This window comes from uncultured Acetobacteroides sp. (assembly GCF_963667355.2).
In the GTDB taxonomy this organism is placed as follows: Bacteria; Bacteroidota; Bacteroidia; order Bacteroidales; family ZOR0009; genus Acetobacteroides.
This window is the reverse complement of the sequence record NZ_OY763328.2, coordinates 3,158,292-3,179,387: the sequence shown is the minus strand read 5'-3', so window position 1 is coordinate 3,179,387 and position 21,096 is coordinate 3,158,292. Positions and strand designations below refer to the sequence as shown.

Below are 21,096 nucleotides of genomic sequence, written 5' to 3'. Positions count from 1 at the left end.
TGCTATTCAACAATTTGGGTTACATGTTTAACAGACACAAAATCACGAGGGAATATTAGAATCACCTCTGTTCCAAAAGCATTGCCTTCGTCGTCGTACTTATCAACGTACTCGAAACTAAATTCCTTGTTGTACAGAGATCTTAGTATCTCTATCCGTTGTCCTGTAATCTTTGTTGCAAAAGACTTATGCTTTCGAACCAAGCTCATATTCTGAATCTCTTGAGACTTAACTCGTCCAATCCCATCATCGACAATACTACACTTAACAAATGTTCCTGCATTTTGAATTTTAACCTGAATATGCCCATTGCTTGCTTTGGGCATTACACCATGCCAGATTGCATTCTCTACATAGGGCTGTATTAGAAGAGTTGGAATGTAGCTATCAGAAAGAGAAATACTCGGATCGCATTCAATGCTATATGTAAATTTTCCCTCGCAACGAAGAGATTCCAATTCTAAATAAAGTTCAAGGGATTCCAGTTCCTCCTTAAGCGTAACATTCATCCTGTTGGAGTTCTCAAGTGTCTTCCTCATCAAACTTGAGAATTTCGACAGGTAATGCAACGAAGAGTCCACATCACACTTAAGAATGTACAGCTGAATTGAGTTCAGCGTATTAAAGATAAAATGTGGATTCATTTGCAAGCTAAGGCTCTGATTTTTCCACAAGTTTTCCTTCTGCTCATGCATGCCAATTTTTCGAACAATACGCAAACGCGCACGGAAAAAAGCGAAGACGATTGCAGCTGCAGCAATTAAGCATAAACCAATAAACCAATAGGTAGCCCAAAAGGGATTTGCAATTGAGAGACTAACAACTGCCGGTTTATTCGACCATACATGGTCATTGTTTTCTGCAGCAATGGTTATCCTATAATCACCTGCTGGGAGTTTGTATAGCCTAATTGTACCTTCTGACGTATAAAACCACTTATTGCTCAGCCCATCTACTCTATAACGGTATCTTACATCACCTGCACACTTGTAGGTTAAGCCATTAAAAGAGATATCAATAAAGTTCTGATCGTGATTTAACCTCAAAAGTTGATCAAGCCCTACTTCCTTATCGTTTACCTTTACAGAAGAAATCATTACTGGAGGAGGAACATTGTTATCAGCCCCTTTCGAAACACTAAAGCGAGATAATCCTGAAATAGTAGCAAAATACACGTAGTCACCCGATACGCAAACATCCTTTACGTCATTACAAATAAGCCCATGTGATGTGTTATAGTGCTTGATGCTATATTTAAGCGGAGAGGTTTGATTAATTGCTATGCGATCTACTCCACGATTAGAACCAACCCATACCTGATTCCCCGAGAAATCAAAACTTGAGATATTGTCAGACTGTAACCCATTTCTAGTACAAATCTGGATTATTTTGCCCCTATTAAGCACTAAAATTCCATTACTTTTCGTGCCTAACCAAAGTCGGTGATCATACTTATTAATAGCACTCTTTACGATGCTCGTATTTAGCAACGAGTTCGACGCTCCTATTTGTCGAACCTTACCCCTCGAATAAAGGAATAGCGAATTAGAAGCAATCCACAAGTCCCCGTTTTGCTCTTCTGCCAACGAGTAAACAATACCGACAAAATCACCAGTCTCATACGAGTCGTAAACGACCTTGCCTTTTAATATCTTTTTAAATCCCCTATTTGATGCAACCCAAATACCTCCATCTCTCGACTTCTCTACTGCGCGTGGAAGCAATGCATAATTTGGATTTTTGTTATGCTTCACCAACGTCTTTTCTACAGGATCAATTCTGTCATTATCTATACGATAAAGAATGTCGGAACAAATCCAAACTGACTTGTTGTACCCTAGGCAACCAAGCCCCTTAACAGAAGTCGTATGATTCTTACCATCTACAAAGTGTCTAATTTCCCCATCCTTATTAATCTTCGAAACAAAGCCATCAGCATAGCCAACCCACACTTCATTGTTGTTACAGGTAACTTTCGACACCTTGTCGGAAAAAAGTCCATTCTTCGTGGTATAGTTTACAAATGATAGTGAAGGGGTGAAAAAAACACCTGAATTTAAAGTAGAAAACCAATAAGAACCTTCCCTATCCTGAAGTATTGACGTAACAATCTCTTTGTCGAGAATTTTAAATGAAGGAGCATGACTGAAATTTTCGTTTGGATAGCAGTAAGCGCCATGTCCATTTATGGATAGCCATATTTGCGAATCTCGATCCTGATAGATTCCCGTTATAGCATCAACCATTTCGTACTTTTTACACCAGCCATTCCCTGCTACGTAGACTATCCTATCCAAAGAAAATATCTTATTCCCATTCTTCAGTTTTGCAGCATAGAGATGAGTTGGAAATATCTTCGAATTATAAATAAAGGAAGTTTTTTTAGAATCACGCACTTCAATAGGTCCTGAAGGAACAAATTGAAAAGAGATAAATGGGTTACTCTTAGAAAAATCAAAAAGTACTACACTCTTTTGATTCGGATATTTAAAGCTGACGATGCCATTCTGCCTAACAACAACTGCCCCTTTTTCTTTAAATGAGATCATCACCGAAGAATCGGAAAGAGGAACAAATGAATCGCGTATATGCCCCTTATTTGTATATAAATTATCCTGAATCTGTGAATTATATATGAAAGGAACTAATTTCGAGGATCTAAAATGGTATAAGTTACCCTTTAGCGAAACAAACCAGAGCTGCTTCTTACTATCTTCTTTAATTTCGAGAATCGATGAATTTCTGAATTCTTTAGGTCTTTCAATTTGAACAAAGTGTTTCCCATCAAATTTACACACCCCATATGCTGTTGCAAACCAAATATAACCCTTAGAATCTTGATAAACCTGAAAGATTTCATTAGTTAGTAAGCCATCGGAAACGGTGTACTGCTTTAAATTCGGAACCTGGGATGTTGCACTAAAAATCAGAAGATTCAAAGTCCCGAAAAGTAATACCCTAAAAAAAAGTTTCATTAACTAACAAGGCTGAAGGTTTGACCGACAATATATAAAAAAAGGCAGGATTTTATCCTGCCTTTTCATTTATTCTAGGATTACGCTATTCTGCGGAATAATCCATATTAGCCAATCTCTTATACGAGTTATACCTCCACTTTGCATTCTCCTCAGAAGCTGCAAATAACTCATCGGCAACTTCAGGGAATCCTTTCTTAAGCGAAGTATAGCGAACCTCACTCATAAGGAAGTTTTGGAACTTCGCCCATTCTGGTTCTTTAGAGTCGATGGTAAATGGATTTTTGCCTTCTGCTTCCAGTTGTGGGTTGAAGCGATATAGATGCCAGTAACCACATTCTACAGCTAACTTCGCTTCCTTTTGAGAGTGCCCCATACCATTCTTCAAACCATGGTTAATACATGGAGAATATGCAATTATAAGCGATGGTCCTGGATAAGCCTCTGCTTCCTTAATAGCCTGGAAGTATTGGTTCTGATTTGCGCCCATCGAAACTTGGGCAACATATACATAACCATACGACATAGCAATCATGCCTAAGTCTTTCTTACGAATACGCTTACCTGATGCAGCAAATTTTGCTACTGCAGCAACAGGAGTCGACTTAGAAGACTGTCCCCCGGTATTTGAGTAAACCTCAGTATCCATTACGAGAATATTTACGTCTTCGCCAGAAGCAATTACGTGATCGAGTCCACCGAATCCTATATCGTATGCCCAACCATCACCACCGAAGATCCACTGAGATTTCTTTACGAAGTAACTCTTAATAGCAAGCAGGTCCTTAGCAACTTCTGAAGTTTCGGTTGCAAGTGCAGCCTCCAACTTTGCAGAAGCAGCACGGCTCTTTTCTGCGAAAGCCATGTTCTCGATCCACTCCTTAGCAGCAGCAGCAGTATCAGCACTAAATGATTCAAGATTAGCAACGAGCTTATTCTTGATAGTTTCTCGCATTTTTTCAACCCCTACTCGCATACCAAGACCAAACTCTGCATTATCTTCAAATAGCGAGTTTGCCCATGCAGGACCATGCCCCTTAGCATTAGTACAGTATGGAGTCGCTGGTGCAGAACCACCATAGATAGAAGAACATCCGGTAGCATTGGCAACCATCATCCTATCACCAAAAAGTTGGGTAATAGCCTTAATATATGGGGTTTCACCACATCCAGCACAAGCCCCAGAGAACTCAAATAAAGGTTGAGCAAACTGAAGATTCTTAACAGTCTTAGTCTTGTCAAGAATTGTATCCTTGTAGCCAACCTTACCATGCATGTAGTTCCAACGCTCTACCTCATTCATTTGGGTGTCGAGATGCTTCATAACAAGAGCCTTGTTAGGAGCAGGACATACATCAGCACAGTTGCCGCAACCTGTACAGTCAAGCGGACTTACCTGAATACGGAATTGGAATTCCTTAACAGCACCATTCCCCTTAACCAATTGAGTTCCTTCTGGAACACCAGCAGCCTCTTCCTGAGTTAATAGGAATGGACGGATAGCTGCGTGAGGGCATACATAAGCACACTGGTTACATTGAATACAGTTATTACCTTGCCACTCTGGAATGTTTACTGCAGCACCACGCTTTTCGTAAGCAGTAGTTCCTGCAGGGAACGTACCATCTTCCCAACCAAGGAATGCGCTAACAGGTAGATCATCCCCCATCTGTGCGTTGATTGGATCGGCTATTTTTTGGATGAACTCAGGAGCATTCGTATTGAAAGTTAGAGGCTCAGCCACAATCGAAGCCCACTCAGCAGGAACTTCAATCTTAACAGCATCACCACCACGATCAACAGCAGCATTGTTCATGTTAACAATTTCCTCGCCCTTCTTTCCGTAACTCTTTACAATAGCCTTCTTCATTTGCTCAACAGCCTTTTCATAAGGGATCACGTTGGCAATCTTAAAGAATGCTGATTGAAGAATAGTGTTGGTACGATTACCAAGACCAATCTTTTCTGCAATTGCGGTTGCGTTGATAATGTAGAAGTTTACCTTTTTCTCAGCAAGAATCTTCTTTACTGAACTTGGCAGTTTAGCCTTGGTTTCCTCTACATCCCAAACAGAGTTCAAAAGAAAAGTTCCGTTCTCCTTAATACCACGAAGCATGTCGTACTTCCAAAGGTAGGAAGGAACGTGACAAGCCACAAAATCAGGAGTTGAAACCAAGTAAGAAGAACGAATTGGAGAGTCTCCGAAACGAAGGTGAGAAATAGTGATACCACCCGATTTCTTTGAATCGTAGGCAAAATATGCCTGACAATACTTATTGGTAGAATTTCCAATAATTTTGATAGTATTCTTGTTAGCACCTACAGTACCATCAGAACCCAAACCATAGAATTTACCCTCAAAGGTACCAGCAGCTGCTAGCGAAACTTCAGGGAGTACTGGAAGCGACTTGAAAGTCACATCGTCTACGATACCAATGGTAAAGTGATCCTTTGGCTCGTTAAGCTTAAGATTCTCGTATACTGCGATGATTTGTGCTGGGGTAGTATCCTTAGAAGATAAACCGTAGCGACCACCAACAATAACTGGTGCATTTTTCTTTCCGTAGAATAGATCCTTAATCTCGAGGTATAAAGGTTCTCCATTAGCACCAGGCTCCTTTGTCCTATCAAGTACAGCAACACGCTTAACCGTTTTGGGAAGCACATCGAAGAAATACTTGGCTGAGAATGGACGGTAAAGGTGAATGTTAAGCAAACCAACCTTTTCGCCCTTTGCCGCCATTAGGTGATCAATAACTTCCTTGATAGGATCGGTTACAGATCCCATAGCAATGATAATATTTTCTGCGTTAGGATCGCCGTAGAAAGTATAAGGCTTGTACTCACGACCTGTGATCTTGCTAATCTGCTTCATGTAATCAGCAACTACATCAGGAATAGCATCGTAGTACTTATTACTAACCTCGCGAGTTTGGAAGTAAATATCAGGGTTCTGCGCTGTACCGCGGGTAACAGGATGCTCTGGGTTAAGCGCTCTATCACGGAATTCCTGTAGAGCTTGGTGGTCAAGAAGTGACTCCAAATCGGCCATATCCAACTCCTCAATTTTTTGAATTTCGTGAGAAGTACGGAATCCATCGAAGAAGTGAAGGAAAGGAATGCGAGTTTTAATCGACGTTAGGTGAGCTATACCAGCAAGATCCATAACCTCTTGAACCGAACCAGTTGCCAACATGGCAAATCCAGTAGGACGAGCGGCCATAACATCCTGATGATCACCAAAGATAGAAAGAGATTGAGCAGCCAAAGCACGAGCAGATACATGGAAAACACCAGGAAGCATTTCTCCAGAAATCTTATACATGTTTGGCAGCATCAACATAAGACCTTGCGAAGCTGTAAATGTGGTGGTTAATGCTCCAGCTTGAAGAGAACCGTGTACAGCACCAGCTGCTCCTGCTTCCGATTGCATTTCTACTACTTTAACCGTCTCTCCAAAAATGTTTTTCTTACCATTTGCGGCCCACTCGTCGACATATTCTGCCATAGTAGACGAAGGGGTGATGGGATAAATGGCCGCTACTTCGCTGAACATATAGGCGATATGCGCAGCAGCATAATTACCATCACAGGTAATGAACTTTTTGCTTTTTGTCATCGTCACTTAATTTATTAAGGAATAAGCATTTGCTTTAGTCGTGGTACAAAAATAAGGAAAAATAATAGCTCTGCCACCTTGCAATATTTGTTTGGCTATACACCAAACTAACTGCTAATTAAATAACAATTTAATTGCAGGTATTCCAGCTAATTGAAGGATTAAAATATTATAAATCAAAAAACACTTATAACCCTATTTAACAAAAGAAGAGACTCTTAAGCCTCCTCCTTTATTATTAATCGCTGTTCATCGATATTAAAAACTCCTCGTTCGAGACGGTTTTTGACATTCGATCTCGAAGAAATGTCATTGCCTCTACGGAATTCATATCCGACAGATAGTTTCGGAGTATCCAAATGCGCTGCAGCGCTTCCTTGTCGAGAAGCAGGTCGTCGCGACGAGTGCTCGAAAGGGTAACATCTACCGCAGGGAAGACTCTTCTGTTTGCCAACTTTCTATCCAACTGAAGTTCCATATTTCCAGTTCCCTTAAACTCTTCAAAGATTACATCATCCATCTTAGAACCAGTATCAGTAAGAGCTGTGGCAAGAATGGTAAGTGAACCTCCGTTTTCGATATTACGGGCAGCTCCAAAGAAGCGCTTAGGCTTATGTAGTGCGTTTGCATCTACACCACCAGAAAGCACCTTGCCCGATGCTGGTTGAACAGTATTGTACGCACGAGCCAAACGAGTAATCGAATCGAGTAAAATCACCACGTCGTGACCACACTCCACCAAACGCTTAGCCTTTTCAAGAACAATATTGGCAACCTTAACATGGCGCTCCGCAGGCTCGTCGAAGGTAGAGGCAACCACCTCTGCCTTTACACTGCGAGCCATATCAGTAACTTCCTCTGGACGTTCATCAATAAGAAGCACTATCATATATACCTCTGGATGGTTGTCGGCAATTGCATTGGCAATTTCCTTTAGAAGCATCGTTTTACCAGTTTTAGGCTGAGCAACGATAAGACCTCTTTGTCCCTTACCTATTGGAGAGAAAAGATCAACCACACGAGCAGATAGGTTATTATGTCCCTTACCAACCAAAGTGAATTTTTCGGTAGGAAATAATGGGGTTAGGTAATCGAAAGGAACACGATCGCGTATAAAATCAGGATCGCGCCCATTTATTGATTGTACCTTTATTAAAGGAAAGTACTTTTCCCCTTCTTTTGGGGGACGAATCTCACCTGTAATTGTATCGCCAGTTTTAAGCCCGAAAAGCTTAATCTGCGACATCGACACGTAAATGTCATCAGGAGAATTGAGGTAGTTGTAATCCGACGAACGCATAAAGCCATATCCATCGGGCATTATTTCGAGAACTCCAGTAGCTTTTATTCGTCCATCAAACTCGTAACGATCATTCTTTTTTGAAGAAACCGATGGCTGAGGCTCCTGACTACGTGTATCGAAGAGATCTTCTGGCATTGTAGCAGCAACCTCCTCGGGCATCTTATTTACATCTGAAGAAATAAAAACATCACCCTCATCTTCAACCTCAACTGTGGGTTCGGAGTAAGCATCCTCAATAATTTCGTCTAAAACAACTTTTTCGGAAGATGGTTGCTTCGAGCCAAGGCCTCTTTGTTCCATTGGCTGACGCTGGGATGTTTTTTCTTGACGCTGTTTGCCTTCTTGCTGACGAGAAAAGGCTCTTTCTTGTCTACCGTGTGTTTTTTCTGACTTTTGTTGAGTACTATCAGCTGAAGAGTCGGTTGAAGAGCTGGTGTCTCCAGTATATCCTACAACACGTTCGAAACGAACGCTACCTTTTTTAAGACGCTCACGCTTAATTTTAAGTTCTTCGGGATCCTGAGGTTTAAGTTCTTCTACAGATTCTACAGAAGGAACTGATTTTTCCTCCTTTTTTGAAGTCTCTTCAGTAACCTGCTTAACTTCCTTTTTATCTTCTTTCTTAGGAGCATCCGCCTTTCGACGCGAAGACACTTCCTTTTGAGGAGTCGCAGTTGCCGCCTGTAAGGCTTGCTCATCCAATATTTTATATATCAAATCTTGTTTTTTAAGCGAATCGACACGCTTAATATTAAGCTGCTTGGCTATCTCCTTTAAATCAGATAGCAGCTTGCTGTTCAGCTCTAAAATATCATACATAAATGAACTATGAATTATTCCGCTTGAAAGTTATTTCATGGAAATGTTGTGAGAAAAACTCTTGAATAACGAAAGGGGGTTGATTTTATTAGAAGACCTAAATCTCTGCAAGTATAGAACAACTCCAAAGAAATTGCAACTTTTATCAAACATTTTTGTTGAAAGAGAGTAAAAAGAACAGCAAATACTATCTTATTTTTAGAGATTTATTTGCTACACTACCTTTTTGCTTATATTCAACAAGAATTTGTTAACCAACCTAAATGTATGAGACAGCTTAAAATAACGAAACAGGTCACAAATAGAGAAACCCCATCGTTAGACAAGTACTTACACGAGATTGGGAAAGAGGATTTAATATCAGCAGAAGAAGAAATTTTGCTAGCCAGACGAATAAGACAAGGTGACCCGAAAGCGATAGAAAAGATGATCCGTGCAAACTTGCGATTTGTCGTATCTGTCGCAAAACAATATCAAAATCAAGGGCTCACTCTATCCGATCTAATTAACGAAGGAAACCTTGGACTGATTAAAGCTACCCAAAGGTTTGATGACACAAGAGGCTTCAAATTTATATCCTACGCTGTTTGGTGGATTCGGCAAGCCATTTTGCAGGCCTTAGCCGAGCAAGCGCGAATAGTAAGACTACCTTTAAATAAGATTGGTTCGCTCAACAAAATAAACAAGGCTTTTGCAGAACTTGAACAGCAGTTCGAGCGCGAACCCTCAATCGAGGAAATAGCCGATGTAGTGGAAATTGGGCCTCGCGAAATTAGGGAGGTCCTCAAAAGTTCTTCACGCCCCGTTTCAATGGATGCTCCAATAGGAACCGACGAGGATATGGCGTTACACGACATCCTGCTTGATGCCGAAGAGCAAACGCCTGATGGCGATCTTTCTTACGACTCGCTTAAAACAGAGATTCATCGTATTCTAAACTCGCTCACCGAAAGAGAATCCATCATTCTTCAACTGTACTTCGGGCTAAACGGCAACCACCCCCATACGCTAGATGAAATTGGGCTTAAGGTCGATCTTACCAGAGAACGTGTTCGCCAAATCAAGGAAAAAGCGCTACGAAAACTCAAATGTATGGCCAAAGAAAAGGTTCTTAGAGGATACTTGTAATGTATAGGAATAGGCGGATTACCCGCCTTTTCCTATTTTTGCAAAAAAATATAGCAGATGCCACGTTTAGTTTCCCCTTCGCTTCTTGCGGCCAACTTTCTTCAGCTCGACAAAGAGATCGAAATGATCAATAAAAGCCAGGCAGACTGGCTTCATCTCGACATCATGGACGGCGTATTTGTTCCCAATATTTCGTATGGAATACCTGTTCTGGAGAGTATAAAGCCATTGCTGCAAAAGCCAATGGACGTACACCTAATGATTGTCGACCCCGACAGATACGTAGAGGTATTCAGAAAAGCAGGAGCCGAAATCCTCACCGTGCACTACGAAGCCTGCCCCCACCTTCATCGCACGATTCAGCACATTACGGATAACGGAATGAAGGCTGGCGTATCGCTCAACCCTCATACGCCGGTAGCGCTGCTTGAAAACATACTAAACGATGTTGATATGGTGCTTCTGATGAGCGTTAACCCCGGATTTGGAGGACAAAAGTTCATTGAAAACACCTATAGCAAGGTAGTAGAACTGCGAAAAATGATTGAGCAAAAGGGGGCCAGTACCATTATTCAGATTGATGGCGGGGTAGACAGCACCAACGCCAAGGCTCTATACGATGCCGGAGCGGACTGCTTGGTTGCCGGTAGCGCTGTATTTAAATCAAAAGATCCGCTATTGGCTATTGAGGGTTTGAAAAATGCCTAAATAGCGTATCTTTGCAAAACTATTTTCGTACTACAATTGCAAATCATCCGAAGGGGCTGTATTGGTTTTGACAGCAAGCCGAGTCGGAGTGGTAGCATGCCGAGCGTTGTGATGCTAGCTCGTAAATATCAGGTCTCAACTTTCAAATGGCGAAAATAGCTACGCTCTCGCTGCTTAATATCACTAAGTGATTTAGCTTAATCTCAGGGTCCAAGGTGGCTCAGAGACGAGAATCCCGCCCAAGTTCCTGCTCTTTGAACAAAGGCATACGGGGTTTCAAAAAACATAGAGCTGGTAGATGTGACGCCCTTAAGCATCTATAAGATTTAGGGGATAAGGATTCGGCTAGAAGGCCTCTGTCAGGTTGAATCTCGAAAAACAAGGTGACGGCTAAGCATGTAGCGACCATTTGGGTTCCTTGTTTGGACGAGGGTTCGACACCCTCCAGCTCCACAGAAGTAAAAAGGCTATGAATCGTTCGATTTATAGCCTTTTCTTTTGCAAGCACATACTACTTGCAAGTGCAGATTCGCACGTCCTTTATTTTTCTCGCTCAAGGTTCGATAGAGACGCCCTACAGATACTGCATTTATGCCGCCTCCGTGCATGGTTGTGACTAGAGCTACATCCTTCCTCAATGATGGCTGCCGCAGTAAAATGTAAAGCTAGAGGCGTACTTTGGTCCACCATTTATCCTCCTTTATGAGAGAATGATGATTCCCCATCTTTCGAAAGAAACCAGGACTTCGCTTTATTGGCAAAGCCTAATCGGCAGACCTCCAAGGCGGCCTGTTACACCTGTTGGGGTGGTCGCTACCACCTATGAGGGTGGTCGGTTGGGCCTCGGAGGTGGTACGGAATACCTATGTAGGTGGTCGGGAACACCTGTAGGGGTGGTTGCTCGGACATTGGAGATGTTGCGATGCCTCTCGGAGGCGTTACCGCTTGCCAATTACGGCAGTTCATGTGTAGTGTGCGTCATTTTTTTGAAGGGGAAAGGAAAAAAGCGCCAGCAATACGTTGTAGTAAACCTAAAAAAGGTCAGTCCAGTAAGAAAATAGGAGACTGCTAAAACCAACATGAATCGAGGCACAGCGAGGTCCTCCACCGTTCGGCGATGGGCTTTTTATTTACGCACAGAGTTTTTGTATCTTTGCGCCAAATAAAAACAATATGAGCGCAAGCAACCAAAATTCGATATTTGGAATTCGCCCTGTGATAGAGGCCATCAACGCCGGCAAGCCGCTGGACAAGGTTATGATTAAGAACGGGCTGGAGGGCGAGCTGATTCAGGAGCTGAAGGACCTGCTCCGTAGGAAGAAGATCTTCGCCCAGTACGTTCCAGCCGAGAAGCTGAACAGCATCACCAGCCAGAACCATCAGGGCGTAATTGCCTTTGCCGCTCAAATTGAGTACTACGAGCTCGAGGATGTGGTTACCGCCGCCCTCGAGGACGAGAAGAAAACCCCACTATTCCTTGTTCTCGATGGCGTTACCGACGTCCGCAACTTCGGCGCCATTGCCCGTTCGGCCGAATGTGCTGGGGTTAACGCCATCATCATTCCGGCCAAAGGCTCGGCGCAAATCAACTCCGACGCCATCAAGTCGTCAGCAGGGGCGCTTCACTTCATTCCCATCGTTAAAGTTCCCAGCCTGCGCTCCGCCATCTTCTACCTCAGGGATAGCGGCATTAAGATTGTGGCCTCGTCGGAAAAGGCCAAGGACATGATGTACAAGGTGGACATGACACCACCAACGGCCATCATCATGGGGTCGGAGGATAAGGGCATCTCTCCCGACAACCTCAAGTTTGTTGACGAGATGGTGAAGGTTCCGCTCAGCGGCCAAATCGACTCGCTAAACGTAGGCGTTGCTGCCGCCTTGGTGATGTTCGAAGCCGTACGCCAGCGCATCTTCGATGCCATGTACGAAGACTAGGCAGAAACCATTTTACGGGTAGAACACCATAAATCTGAAAAGCCCCGGGGAGTCAACCTCGAGGCTTTTACATTTTGGCCGCATGCCCAACCATGGCAGAAATACCCGGCCCCCTCCCCCACTTAGCGGCTTCCCAACAGCACCAGCGAGGGCAAGTCACCTTCTGGATTAACAAAATGTTTATTTCGCCAACCACTAATTTACAGCCAGTTACAGCCATTACAGCAAAACCATTAGCTGAATATTTAACAAGTTATTAACCGTTTTGTGGCGGATTTTAAATGCCAAGCCGATGCGGAATGGATATTTTGCAGCCGTATTTGAACAACAGCAGTAGAAACCTTCAAAATATCCAGACATTGAGAACTCCATTGCTTGCAGATAACGAATTGGTAGAGCGCGTTGCCAAGGGCAGCGATGCTTCGTTTGCAATCCTGCATAACCGATACCGAAAGAAAGTTCTAGGTTACGTTTGCCTGTTCATCCGGAGGCAGGATGTTGCCGAAGACATCGCGCAAGACGTCTTCATAAAGGCCTACCGCTCGCTTACCGAAGGGGCGTACAAAGATGCAGGCAAGTTCGTTCCCTGGCTGATGCGCATTGCCCGCAACATGGTTATCGACTACTACCGCAAGGACCTCCCAATTTCCATTGATGAGAATAGCGCCATCGAGAATAAGCTGCAGAACATGTCAGCCGATGAGTCGCCCGAAAGGACAATTATCCGAAAGCAGCAAAATAACAGCCTCAGATTGCTTGTCGATGAGCTTCCCAAAGAGCAAAAAGAGGTGGTACTCCTAAGGTACTACATAGGAATGAGCTTCAAGGAAATTGCCGATTTTACCGACGTCAGCGTCAATACAGCACTGGGCCGAATGAGATACGCCTTAATAAATTTAAAGAAGAGAGCGAATGTCTTAGAGAGATTCTAACCAGCATTTGTGTTTTTAGCAGTTTGTTTGTAAAAAATAAGGGGCGCATGCCCCTTATTTTTTACATCAACCATGCCCTAGTAGAGCAGAGCAACCTCCTGCTTTATCTTTTGCTTGGCGAGTGCCGTAGGCGAAGTTTCGATATTCGCATAAGCCTCGATAATGAGCTTCGACAGCTCAATAGCCCTCATATCGGGATGAAGTTTGCTGCTACACGAGTTGACCAAGCCAACAATATTATTCTTTGCATTAACAACATAAACCCACGACTCTGGGCTAACGTACAGTTGCTGCGATATGTTGTGCTCAAATTCAGTGCGAATGGTGCTTAACAACCTAGCCTGAAGGCTTGCAACCGTATCCTCGCCCTTGTTCACCCTAACAACCAAAGAATCGGGACTTATCCTCTCCAAGAAAACGACACACCGCTCGTAAGCCTGCAGCCTAAGGGGTAGCGTAATCTTATTGCGCACGAGCTGCTGCTCTATCTGCTGGAACGACTTTTGGTGCTTCAATGTAAGCGCAATAGCAACAATAGCAACTGCTGCAACGCAAATAATTGAAACTGCGAACAATATTACTTCTGTCATAGCCTGAAAAATTTACCAAATTTACCTAAAAGATACGATATTGATGCCTTAAATATTTAGGAAGCTAGCCGACTTTAGGCTTAAATGGTTTATTTTGCATAAAAAATAATAGACAATGGCTTCTGCAAAACAAAAGAAACCTGCCAAGACGCCCTTAAAGAAAATCGCTATTACAGTAGCAATTGCGGCATTTTCGATTGCCCTGTTTTTCGGCATAAGGCTCTACACACGGGTACTTATGCCCAATGTTGATCTGGGCGGTAAAAAATCGGCACACATACTAATTCCAACAGGCAGCGACTACAATGCCGTTGCTGCCATCTTTAGGCAGTCGGGCTACATAAAGAACTTCAACACGTTCGAAAGCTATGCCGAAAAAAAAGGATATGCTCAAAAAGTAAAGCCAGGTAGATATAAGTTGGTTGCAGGCATGAGCAACCGTCGGTTGCTTAATATGCTAATCTCAGGCAACCAAGATCCTGCACAGATCTACATCAACAATATTAGAACAAAGGAGAAGCTTGCATCAATACTAGGAAAACAGTTAGAGCCCGATTCTTTGGCTATAGTAACCATGCTCAATAGCGATTCTGTTGCCAAATCTATAGGAATGACACCAGAAACCATCATCAGCCTCTTCATTCCAAATACCTACGAGCTCTACTGGAACGTAACTCCCAACGATATCCTTAAGCGAATGAAGAAGGAGTACGACAAGTTTTGGGGCGAAAAGAATAGACAGCACAAGGCCGATTCGATGGGTCTTAGCCGCGAACAGGTAATCACCGTTGCCTCAATTGTCGATGAGGAGACCAACTACGTTCCAGAGATGAACACCATTGCCGGTGTTTACCTCAATCGCTTAAAGAAGGAAATGCTGCTCCAAGCCGATCCTACAGTTAAGTTTGCCATTGGCGATCCAACCATTCGCCGAATCTTAAACAAGCATTTATCGTTTGATTCTCCCTACAATACTTATAAGTACAAGGGATTGCCCCCAGGCCCTATAGCATTACCATCAATCGAGGCTATCGATGCAGTTCTCAATAGCGCAAAAACACCTTATATATACTTCTGCGCAAAGGCTGATTTCTCCGGAGCACATGCATTTGCCGTTACTAAAGAGGAGCACGAAAAGAATGCTCAGGTATACCAAGCCGCACTTAACAAGCGAAACATAAAGAAATAAAGAAAAAGAGAGGCGCTTACAAGTGCCTCTCTTTTTGCTTATCTTTTTCTCAATCACCTTAAAGGATATTCACCTCCTTTTCCAGAACAATCCCAAACTTATCGGATACCCCTGCTATTATTTCATCAGCCAAGGCAATCACCTCTTTACCGGTTGCATTGCCTAAGTTAATCAGCACAAGTGCTTGCTGGCCATGAACCCCAACATGCCCTTTCTTTATACCTTTATAGCCACAGGTTTCGATAAGCCAAGCCGCAGGAACTTTTATTTTGCCATCTGCCGCTGGATAGTTGGGAACATTCGAATATTGAGCCTTGACGGCATCAAATTCATCCTTCGAAATAGTCGGATTCTTAAAAAAGCTACCGCAGTTCCCTATAACTTTAGGATCAGGGAGTTTTCTTTCGCGAATAGAAATAACCGCATCGCGCACAGTTTGTACTGTTCTTTCGGAATAATTCTTTAATTCTTCTTCTATATTGCCGTAGTGAGTCTTTAGGACAGGGCTTTTACTTAGCAAAAACGTTACATGGGTAATCGCCACCTTCCCCCTCAACTCGTGCTTGAATATGCTATCGCGGTAGCCAAATTGGCAGTAGCCATTATCAAAGCAAAAACGTTCGGCGCTGTCAAGATAAAAACCTTCAACAGCAACTATGGTGTCTTTTACCTCTACACCATAAGCACCAATATTCTGCACCGGACAAGCCCCTACATGACCAGGTATTAGCGAAAGATTTTCTAACCCTCCCAATCCTTTTCCTACGGTAAGCTTAACCAAGTCGTCCCATTCCATGCCAGCCCCAACTCGTAGAGTTGCGCTATCACAATCCTCGCTTAAAACCTCAACACTTTTTCCTGTTGGTTGAAGCACTACTCCTTCAAAATCTGAAGTAAATATGATATTACTACCTCCTCCAAGTACAAAAATAGGTTGCGTCTTATTTGATTTCAGGAAGCCAACCACCTCATCGTCATTGGCAGGCTGAACAAAGTTTTTTGCATTTGCATCAATACCAAAGGTGGTAATCTCCTTTAAAGAGAAGTTTTCTAGTACGTTCATTGAGCTGCTGTTTAGTCGCACAAAGATATAAATCGTACAAAGGATATACGATTTACAGATTAATTTATCTTTTGTTAAAGAGGCTGATCAGCTTCCTTTTCTTCGGTTTCGACTCCTACTAGTTCAAACAACCCCTCCTTGCTTGGAAGAGCGATCATCTGATATACAATATATATTGCCCCTATAATAAGAAGATGAGTGTTGTTCGAGAAGAAGTATAGCACAAGATTTACAAAAAAAACCGAGCTAACTATAATGAGTTTTGTAAAGAACGCAACCCTATATATTCTAAGGCACAACTCGGTTGGATCATTACCGCTAATTCTTTTAATTCTTTTATTAAATAGCCAGTTTGTAAGAGGAATTGTCATAAGAGCAATTACAATTGCAGTAAAGTATAGTTTTGCGGCTGTCTCAGGCGAAATATACGAGGTTGTGTTTTTTTGGATAAAGGATGTAATAAGGAGTAGTACAATCATCGCACTGATGCTACTCCAATTTATCCGAGCAAGCATCGATAATGTTTTGTCTATTTGTTCGTTTTGGAAAGTCATATTTCTTTACTCATTAAGTTTAGGACTGTAGGTGTAGGTGTCGTTCATGCATCATTTTAAGGCATTAACCAGTAGCTTGCGAATCTCTAGTTTTTCCAATGTGAGTTGGTGACTTCTGGGATGACAATGAAAAACCTCCCTTTTCAGAATATACGTTTGAGAGATGGGCGCTTATTCAATTCCACTCTATAAAGTTCCGCGCAATGACCTCATGCCATCCTTGTTCAATTCCACTTAACACTTTACTCTAAATCCAAAACTAGATTAGCATCATTAAAAGCCCCCAAATTTATTAATTCAAACGAACAATTAACATTTTTAGTAAAAAAAAAGACCATCGCAAGGATGGTCTTTTTATGAAGAGAGGAGGTTTACTCCACCTTACGTACATTTTTTGCCACATCTTGTCCGTGGATGTTTTGCTCGATGGTGAACTCAACTGGATCACCAGGCATAAGATCGTTAAAATCGACATCCTGAAGATCAAGATAGTGGAAGAATAGGTTATTGTTTGGATGCTTGATGAATCCATAACCATTCTTTAAACTTAGAATTTCACCTTCTTGGTATTCTTCGGTAGCAATAGAAGCCTTCGATTTAGATGATACAGCGCTAATATTTGTTGCAATCACAGGCTTTGGAGCACTTTCGTTGCTAACAAAAAGGTTGTCTACAATGTCTGCTTCTTCTTCGTTTCCATCGATTTCAGCATGCATTGGAACAGGATAACTAACCTCTTCGAGTAGATCCTGCGAAGTTTTGGTTACTACTTTTTGTCCTTCATCGTTAGTGTATTCAAATTCCCATCCAAGAACCATCACACGTGTTCCTAGCGTATTGAGTTTACGAACCAATGGTACATAGTCACCATTCGACGCAATTAAAACAACGATATCAAACTGCTTGTAAATGGCAAGTTCGAATGCTTCAAGCGCTAACCATACGTCAATACCTCTCTCTTCCTTCTTACCAAAGTTGTTCTTAAAAGGAAGATAGTGGGTAATTACGCCTTCCGACATTAAAATATCGTCGAATACACGGTCGTAGTAAAGCTGGTTGCCGCGTTGACTGGCATCCTGAGCGCTATACCTACATCTAAAATAGTGGGCATCCGCAATTTTACAAAGCTTAATGTCTACATTTTCTTCTTTTGATACTAAGTGACGAATGTAGTAGTGGAGACCAGAAATGCTTAAGCGTCTTTTACGTGGGTGTACGTAGTTGTAATAGTTGCTTACCTGTAGGAAATAATTACCATCGTAAAAAACACCGATTCTTTTTAGAGAAGAGGCACATCCAATGTTCATAATTGTACTGTTATTAAAATTTTACTATAAAATTTATGTATACAGGGCGTGTAGGTACACTTCACTGTTGCATATTAGGGCAGTTTTATATCTGAACTAAAACCAAAGTAAAATTACTACCATTTTTTTATAAACACATCCTGTTTTGAATAAAAGTTCCTATTTACACTAAAAAAAGCACAATTTAACCTTGCATTCAAATTGCAAACCCTTGAAATTCACGTGACATTAACTCCATATTTTCCCTTTAAGTACAAAATATTTTGGAGATATAGCCTAACAGCAAATATGAGAGGTTGACTTTAAACTGATTTATGGCAAGTAAACACCATTAGAATAGCACCTATCAACTACGCTTACTCAACTTTTTCAATCTTAGTATTTATGCGTTTTAAGGCTTCGTTTAACTTCTCTTCGGGTATGATGTAATTAAAATCGCCCCAGAAACTGGGATCGTAGGTGTAGGGCAAATCCAAAAAGACTACATGAGGCCGAATGGTTTTCTGCTTGTCGAATTTGCTCACATTTTTGGTGTCGATATTGCAGGTAGCCATCTCCAAAAAGGCAGAATACGTGCTGCTAAATAGCCTTCCTTTTTTTCGCACCTTCAGCTGCACATCGCATTTAGCGTGGTTGATGTAATAGTAGTCTCCAACCTTTCGGTATGTGACGTTATATGTAAAGCGTTCGGGCTTAACGATATGTTTTTTGCTATTCTTCGAGATTAGGTAGTCTGCGGCCTTCGAAATGTATGCCGGATTAATCTCGAATTCGGCGCCAAGTATAGCAAGGCTATCCGCATCGATATACATGGTTCCTGTAAAAAGAGGATCGTCGACATCTGCTTTTTGTACAAAGTTTATGGCATACGCATTATGCGACTCGTACGACACCATATCGGAAAGGGTGTACCGATATCGTGCAATTTCGGATAGTTCAAGAAAATCAGGAGTACTTTTCGCAATATCTAGGCTAAGGCATGCTGAAATCCCGCCCTTTAGCTTCACAAACAGGGTGTCGGATTGCTCTGTGTTTACGATTTTGCGCGACTTGACCTCACTTACCTGCTCTACGCCGAAAAACTGATCAAGCGCAGGCTTATATACCTTAAAGATTGCTTCCGCATAGCTGAGATAACTTCCATTCTTAAGTACTCCCTCACGGTAGAATGTTGTCAAACAGTAAGGCGTTGAGGAGTAGTTTTTCTTGCGATTTTTAATTGCGCTAGTAACTATCTCGACAGGATCAACCCGACGAATTACTATTTCCTGCAGCGAAACAATATCAGGCTTAAGGTAGAGGTCGACATTCTGATCGCGAGCAAGCATTATCGGAAAGGTGTACGGCTTGTAGCCAATATGCGAGATCCTGACGTTGCATTGCTCATGACTATGAGGTAGCTTCAGAATAAAATATCCTTCGCCATTGGTAATCGTACCCTCCGATGTGCCCTCGATTGCCACAGAAACGTACTGAAGAGGCTTTCGCGATACCTCATCAAAGACTTTTCCCTTTACTAAAATTGTAGCTGCAGAGTCTTGTCTAACGGGTTCTTTCCGTTGAGCTGCTGCTACATTCTCATCTTTTTCGAATATGAGGATATGCTTCGAAAATACGCGGAAACCCAGCTTAGGGTTGTTAAGAAGATCTTTAAGAATGTATTCTAGCTTCGCCCCTCTTGCTTCTAGCTTTACCCTTTTATCGCTTTCAAGAATTTTGCTGTCGTATATGAAGAAGTAGCCGGTCTTTTGGCTAATAATGTTTAATGCGTCGTATAGCGAGGTTCGCTTTGCTTCGAAGGTGTAGCGATTTTCGAGGATGCTGCTTTGGGCATTCACCAGCAGGCTTACGAAAAGCAAGGAGCACATCAGCACCAATCCTTTTACGGATAGCGCCGATGTGCTTTTTACAGATCGTATAGCAGCTTGTTGCCTATTTTGCATCGGTAGAACTCAGAATAATTTGGTTATTCTTTTTCTCGCTCTGGAGGTTTAAGGTTATGCAGATTAGCTCGGTAATGGTGCTTAGCGAGTTCTCATCGAAGGTAACGGTGAGCCTGCGACTGGCGGTTTGCTCATCGGCAATGGTAATGTTCGACTGATAGTTTCGGTTGATTACCCTTACGATATTTTGCAGCGTTTCGTCCTTAAACTGCATCTTACCCAAGCGCCAGGCCAGAGAGCCATCGTCTTCCCAAGCGCTCTTTTGGAGATTATTCTTATTAATCACGAGTTTCTCGCCTGCCACTACAATCTGGCTTACGCTAGAATCGTTCTTAAGCGTCACCTTCACCTTGCCCCGCTCCACGATCAGCTCGAATGCCTTCTGATCGTAGGACTTTACGTTAAAGGCTGTCCCTAGCACCTGTATATAGGCATCTTCGGTTTCGATGATAAATGGCTTTTTCGGATTCTTGGCAACGTCGAAGTAGGCTTGGCCCTTAAGGGCAACCTTGCGCTCGTCTTTCGAGAACTTGACGGGATACTCGAAGCTGGTTTTTCCGCCAACGTACACGACAGAGCCGTCGGCAAGCGTTTTCACCATGGTGTTTTGCCCTTGAGCATTTAGCACGCTTACCATTTGAGGCGTCTCCTGCTTCGACATCATCCATAGGGATGCTGTTCCGAGAATGGCAACGCCCACCAGCATTGCGGCGTACCGCAGCATCCTCCGAGCACCTAGCCTGCGCTGCTGTGGCTCTGCTTGAGGTAGTAAATCCTCCTTTTCCAGCCGCTCATTGAGCTTTTCCCAGGCGCTGTTTACGTTTATGCTCTTTCGGTTGCTGTGCTTGTCTATCATTTCCCACTCCCCTCTCATTTCGTTTATCAGCCTTGCGTTGCTTGGCTCTAGGGCAATATCGATTTCGAAGTTGGCCCTTTCGTTTTCGTCCATCTCGTTAGCCAGATACTTGGCTATTAATTCTAGATGCTCGGTGTTGTTTTCGTTTAGCGTCATGGCAGTAAGAATTAAT

The 21,096-nt window shown here is 42.5% G+C and carries 14 protein-coding genes and 1 other RNA gene; 6 read left to right on the top strand and 9 right to left on the bottom strand.

The window, feature by feature from the left end; translation table 11 throughout:
* Positions 1-2 precede the first annotated feature (2 nt).
* From ACHZA1_RS13125 to rho, 3 genes are all read right to left on the bottom strand, one after another.
* Entirely contained in the window at positions 3-2,975 is a 2,973-nt protein-coding gene (locus tag ACHZA1_RS13125; protein WP_320052323.1) for a two-component regulator propeller domain-containing protein, read from the bottom strand.
* 85 nt (positions 2,976-3,060) lie between these two features.
* Positions 3,061-6,594, bottom strand: coding sequence for a pyruvate:ferredoxin (flavodoxin) oxidoreductase (gene nifJ, locus ACHZA1_RS13120; RefSeq protein ID WP_320052322.1), 3,534 nt, complete (start codon positions 6,592-6,594; stop codon positions 3,061-3,063).
* Positions 6,595-6,832: 238 nt separating this feature from the next.
* On the bottom strand, positions 6,833-8,716 hold the full coding sequence (gene rho / locus ACHZA1_RS13115; RefSeq protein WP_320052321.1) for a transcription termination factor Rho: 1,884 nt from the start codon (positions 8,714-8,716) through the stop codon (positions 6,833-6,835).
* Between the two features lie 267 nt (positions 8,717-8,983).
* On the opposite strand from rho, the gene ACHZA1_RS13110 reads away from it, so the two are divergent.
* The 5 genes from ACHZA1_RS13110 to ACHZA1_RS13090 all read left to right on the top strand — a co-directional run bounded on the left by ACHZA1_RS13110 (position 8,984) and on the right by ACHZA1_RS13090 (position 13,422).
* Complete coding sequence (locus tag ACHZA1_RS13110) at positions 8,984-9,844, top strand: RNA polymerase sigma factor RpoD/SigA (RefSeq protein ID WP_320052320.1); 861 nt, start codon at positions 8,984-8,986, stop codon at positions 9,842-9,844.
* A 57-nt stretch (positions 9,845-9,901) separates the two neighbouring features.
* Complete coding sequence (rpe, locus tag ACHZA1_RS13105; RefSeq protein ID WP_320052319.1) at positions 9,902-10,552, top strand: ribulose-phosphate 3-epimerase; 651 nt, start codon at positions 9,902-9,904, stop codon at positions 10,550-10,552.
* A gap of 52 nt (positions 10,553-10,604) precedes the next feature.
* Positions 10,605-11,008, top strand: a transfer-messenger RNA (tmRNA) gene (gene ssrA / locus ACHZA1_RS13100).
* 717 nt (positions 11,009-11,725) lie between these two features.
* Entirely contained in the window at positions 11,726-12,490 is a 765-nt protein-coding gene (gene rlmB, locus ACHZA1_RS13095) for a 23S rRNA (guanosine(2251)-2'-O)-methyltransferase RlmB (protein WP_320052318.1), read from the top strand.
* 359 nt (positions 12,491-12,849) lie between these two features.
* Positions 12,850-13,422 (top strand): sigma-70 family RNA polymerase sigma factor, encoded by a 573-nt coding sequence (locus tag ACHZA1_RS13090; protein WP_320052317.1) that lies wholly within the window; start codon positions 12,850-12,852, stop codon positions 13,420-13,422.
* Positions 13,423-13,499: 77 nt separating this feature from the next.
* Here ACHZA1_RS13090 and ACHZA1_RS13085 read toward each other — a convergent pair whose 3' ends face one another.
* Positions 13,500-14,012: a hypothetical protein gene (locus ACHZA1_RS13085; RefSeq protein ID WP_320052316.1), complete on the bottom strand. Its 513-nt coding sequence runs from the start codon at positions 14,010-14,012 to the stop codon at positions 13,500-13,502.
* A gap of 115 nt (positions 14,013-14,127) precedes the next feature.
* Here ACHZA1_RS13085 and mltG point away from each other — a divergent pair, with 115 nt between their 5' ends.
* Positions 14,128-15,201 carry an endolytic transglycosylase MltG gene (gene mltG, locus ACHZA1_RS13080; protein WP_320052315.1) on the top strand — a complete coding sequence of 358 codons (1,074 nt, stop codon included), beginning with the start codon at positions 14,128-14,130 and terminating at the stop codon, positions 15,199-15,201.
* A 58-nt stretch (positions 15,202-15,259) separates the two neighbouring features.
* Here mltG and murB read toward each other — a convergent pair whose 3' ends face one another.
* The 5 genes from murB to ACHZA1_RS13055 all read right to left on the bottom strand — a co-directional run bounded on the left by murB (position 15,260) and on the right by ACHZA1_RS13055 (position 21,080).
* The gene (murB, locus tag ACHZA1_RS13075; RefSeq protein ID WP_320052314.1) at positions 15,260-16,264 is read right to left on the bottom strand and encodes a UDP-N-acetylmuramate dehydrogenase; all 1,005 of its coding nucleotides are present in this window, start codon (positions 16,262-16,264) and stop codon (positions 15,260-15,262) included.
* A 74-nt stretch (positions 16,265-16,338) separates the two neighbouring features.
* Positions 16,339-16,743 (bottom strand): hypothetical protein, encoded by a 405-nt coding sequence (locus ACHZA1_RS13070; RefSeq protein ID WP_320052313.1) that lies wholly within the window; start codon positions 16,741-16,743, stop codon positions 16,339-16,341.
* A gap of 446 nt (positions 16,744-17,189) precedes the next feature.
* The gene (locus ACHZA1_RS13065) at positions 17,190-18,125 is read right to left on the bottom strand and encodes an NYN domain-containing protein (protein ID WP_320052312.1); all 936 of its coding nucleotides are present in this window, start codon (positions 18,123-18,125) and stop codon (positions 17,190-17,192) included.
* A gap of 356 nt (positions 18,126-18,481) precedes the next feature.
* A complete protein-coding gene (locus ACHZA1_RS13060) occupies positions 18,482-20,068 on the bottom strand; it encodes a carboxypeptidase-like regulatory domain-containing protein (RefSeq protein WP_320052311.1) in 1,587 nt (528 codons plus the stop codon).
* Positions 20,058-21,080, bottom strand: a complete 1,023-nt coding sequence (locus ACHZA1_RS13055) for a FecR domain-containing protein (protein ID WP_320052310.1) — start codon at positions 21,078-21,080, stop codon at positions 20,058-20,060. The genes ACHZA1_RS13060 and ACHZA1_RS13055 overlap by 11 nt, the downstream gene beginning before the upstream one ends.
* Between the last annotated feature and the right edge of the window lie 16 nt (positions 21,081-21,096).

What these genes read in the sequence shown, in the direction of transcription:
- rho (WP_320052321.1), bottom strand. Translation starts at nt 8,716, where the DNA reads ATGTATGATATTTTAGAGCTGAACAGCAAGCTGCTATCTGATTTAAAG.
- ACHZA1_RS13065 (WP_320052312.1), bottom strand. Translation starts at nt 18,125, where the DNA reads ATGAACATTGGATGTGCCTCTTCTCTAAAAAGAATCGGTGTTTTTTAC.
- nifJ (WP_320052322.1), bottom strand. Translation starts at nt 6,594, where the DNA reads ATGACAAAAAGCAAAAAGTTCATTACCTGTGATGGTAATTATGCTGCT.
- mltG (WP_320052315.1), top strand. Translation starts at nt 14,128, where the DNA reads ATGGCTTCTGCAAAACAAAAGAAACCTGCCAAGACGCCCTTAAAGAAA.
- ACHZA1_RS13125 (WP_320052323.1), bottom strand. Translation starts at nt 2,975, where the DNA reads ATGAAACTTTTTTTTAGGGTATTACTTTTCGGGACTTTGAATCTTCTG.
- ACHZA1_RS13085 (WP_320052316.1), bottom strand. Translation starts at nt 14,012, where the DNA reads ATGACAGAAGTAATATTGTTCGCAGTTTCAATTATTTGCGTTGCAGCA.
- ACHZA1_RS13070 (WP_320052313.1), bottom strand. Translation starts at nt 16,743, where the DNA reads ATGATTGTACTACTCCTTATTACATCCTTTATCCAAAAAAACACAACC.
- rpe (WP_320052319.1), top strand. Translation starts at nt 9,902, where the DNA reads ATGCCACGTTTAGTTTCCCCTTCGCTTCTTGCGGCCAACTTTCTTCAG.
- murB (WP_320052314.1), bottom strand. Translation starts at nt 16,264, where the DNA reads ATGAACGTACTAGAAAACTTCTCTTTAAAGGAGATTACCACCTTTGGT.
- rlmB (WP_320052318.1), top strand. Translation starts at nt 11,726, where the DNA reads ATGAGCGCAAGCAACCAAAATTCGATATTTGGAATTCGCCCTGTGATA.
- ACHZA1_RS13060 (WP_320052311.1), bottom strand. Translation starts at nt 20,068, where the DNA reads ATGCAAAATAGGCAACAAGCTGCTATACGATCTGTAAAAAGCACATCG.
- ACHZA1_RS13055 (WP_320052310.1), bottom strand. Translation starts at nt 21,080, where the DNA reads ATGACGCTAAACGAAAACAACACCGAGCATCTAGAATTAATAGCCAAG.
- ACHZA1_RS13110 (WP_320052320.1), top strand. Translation starts at nt 8,984, where the DNA reads ATGAGACAGCTTAAAATAACGAAACAGGTCACAAATAGAGAAACCCCA.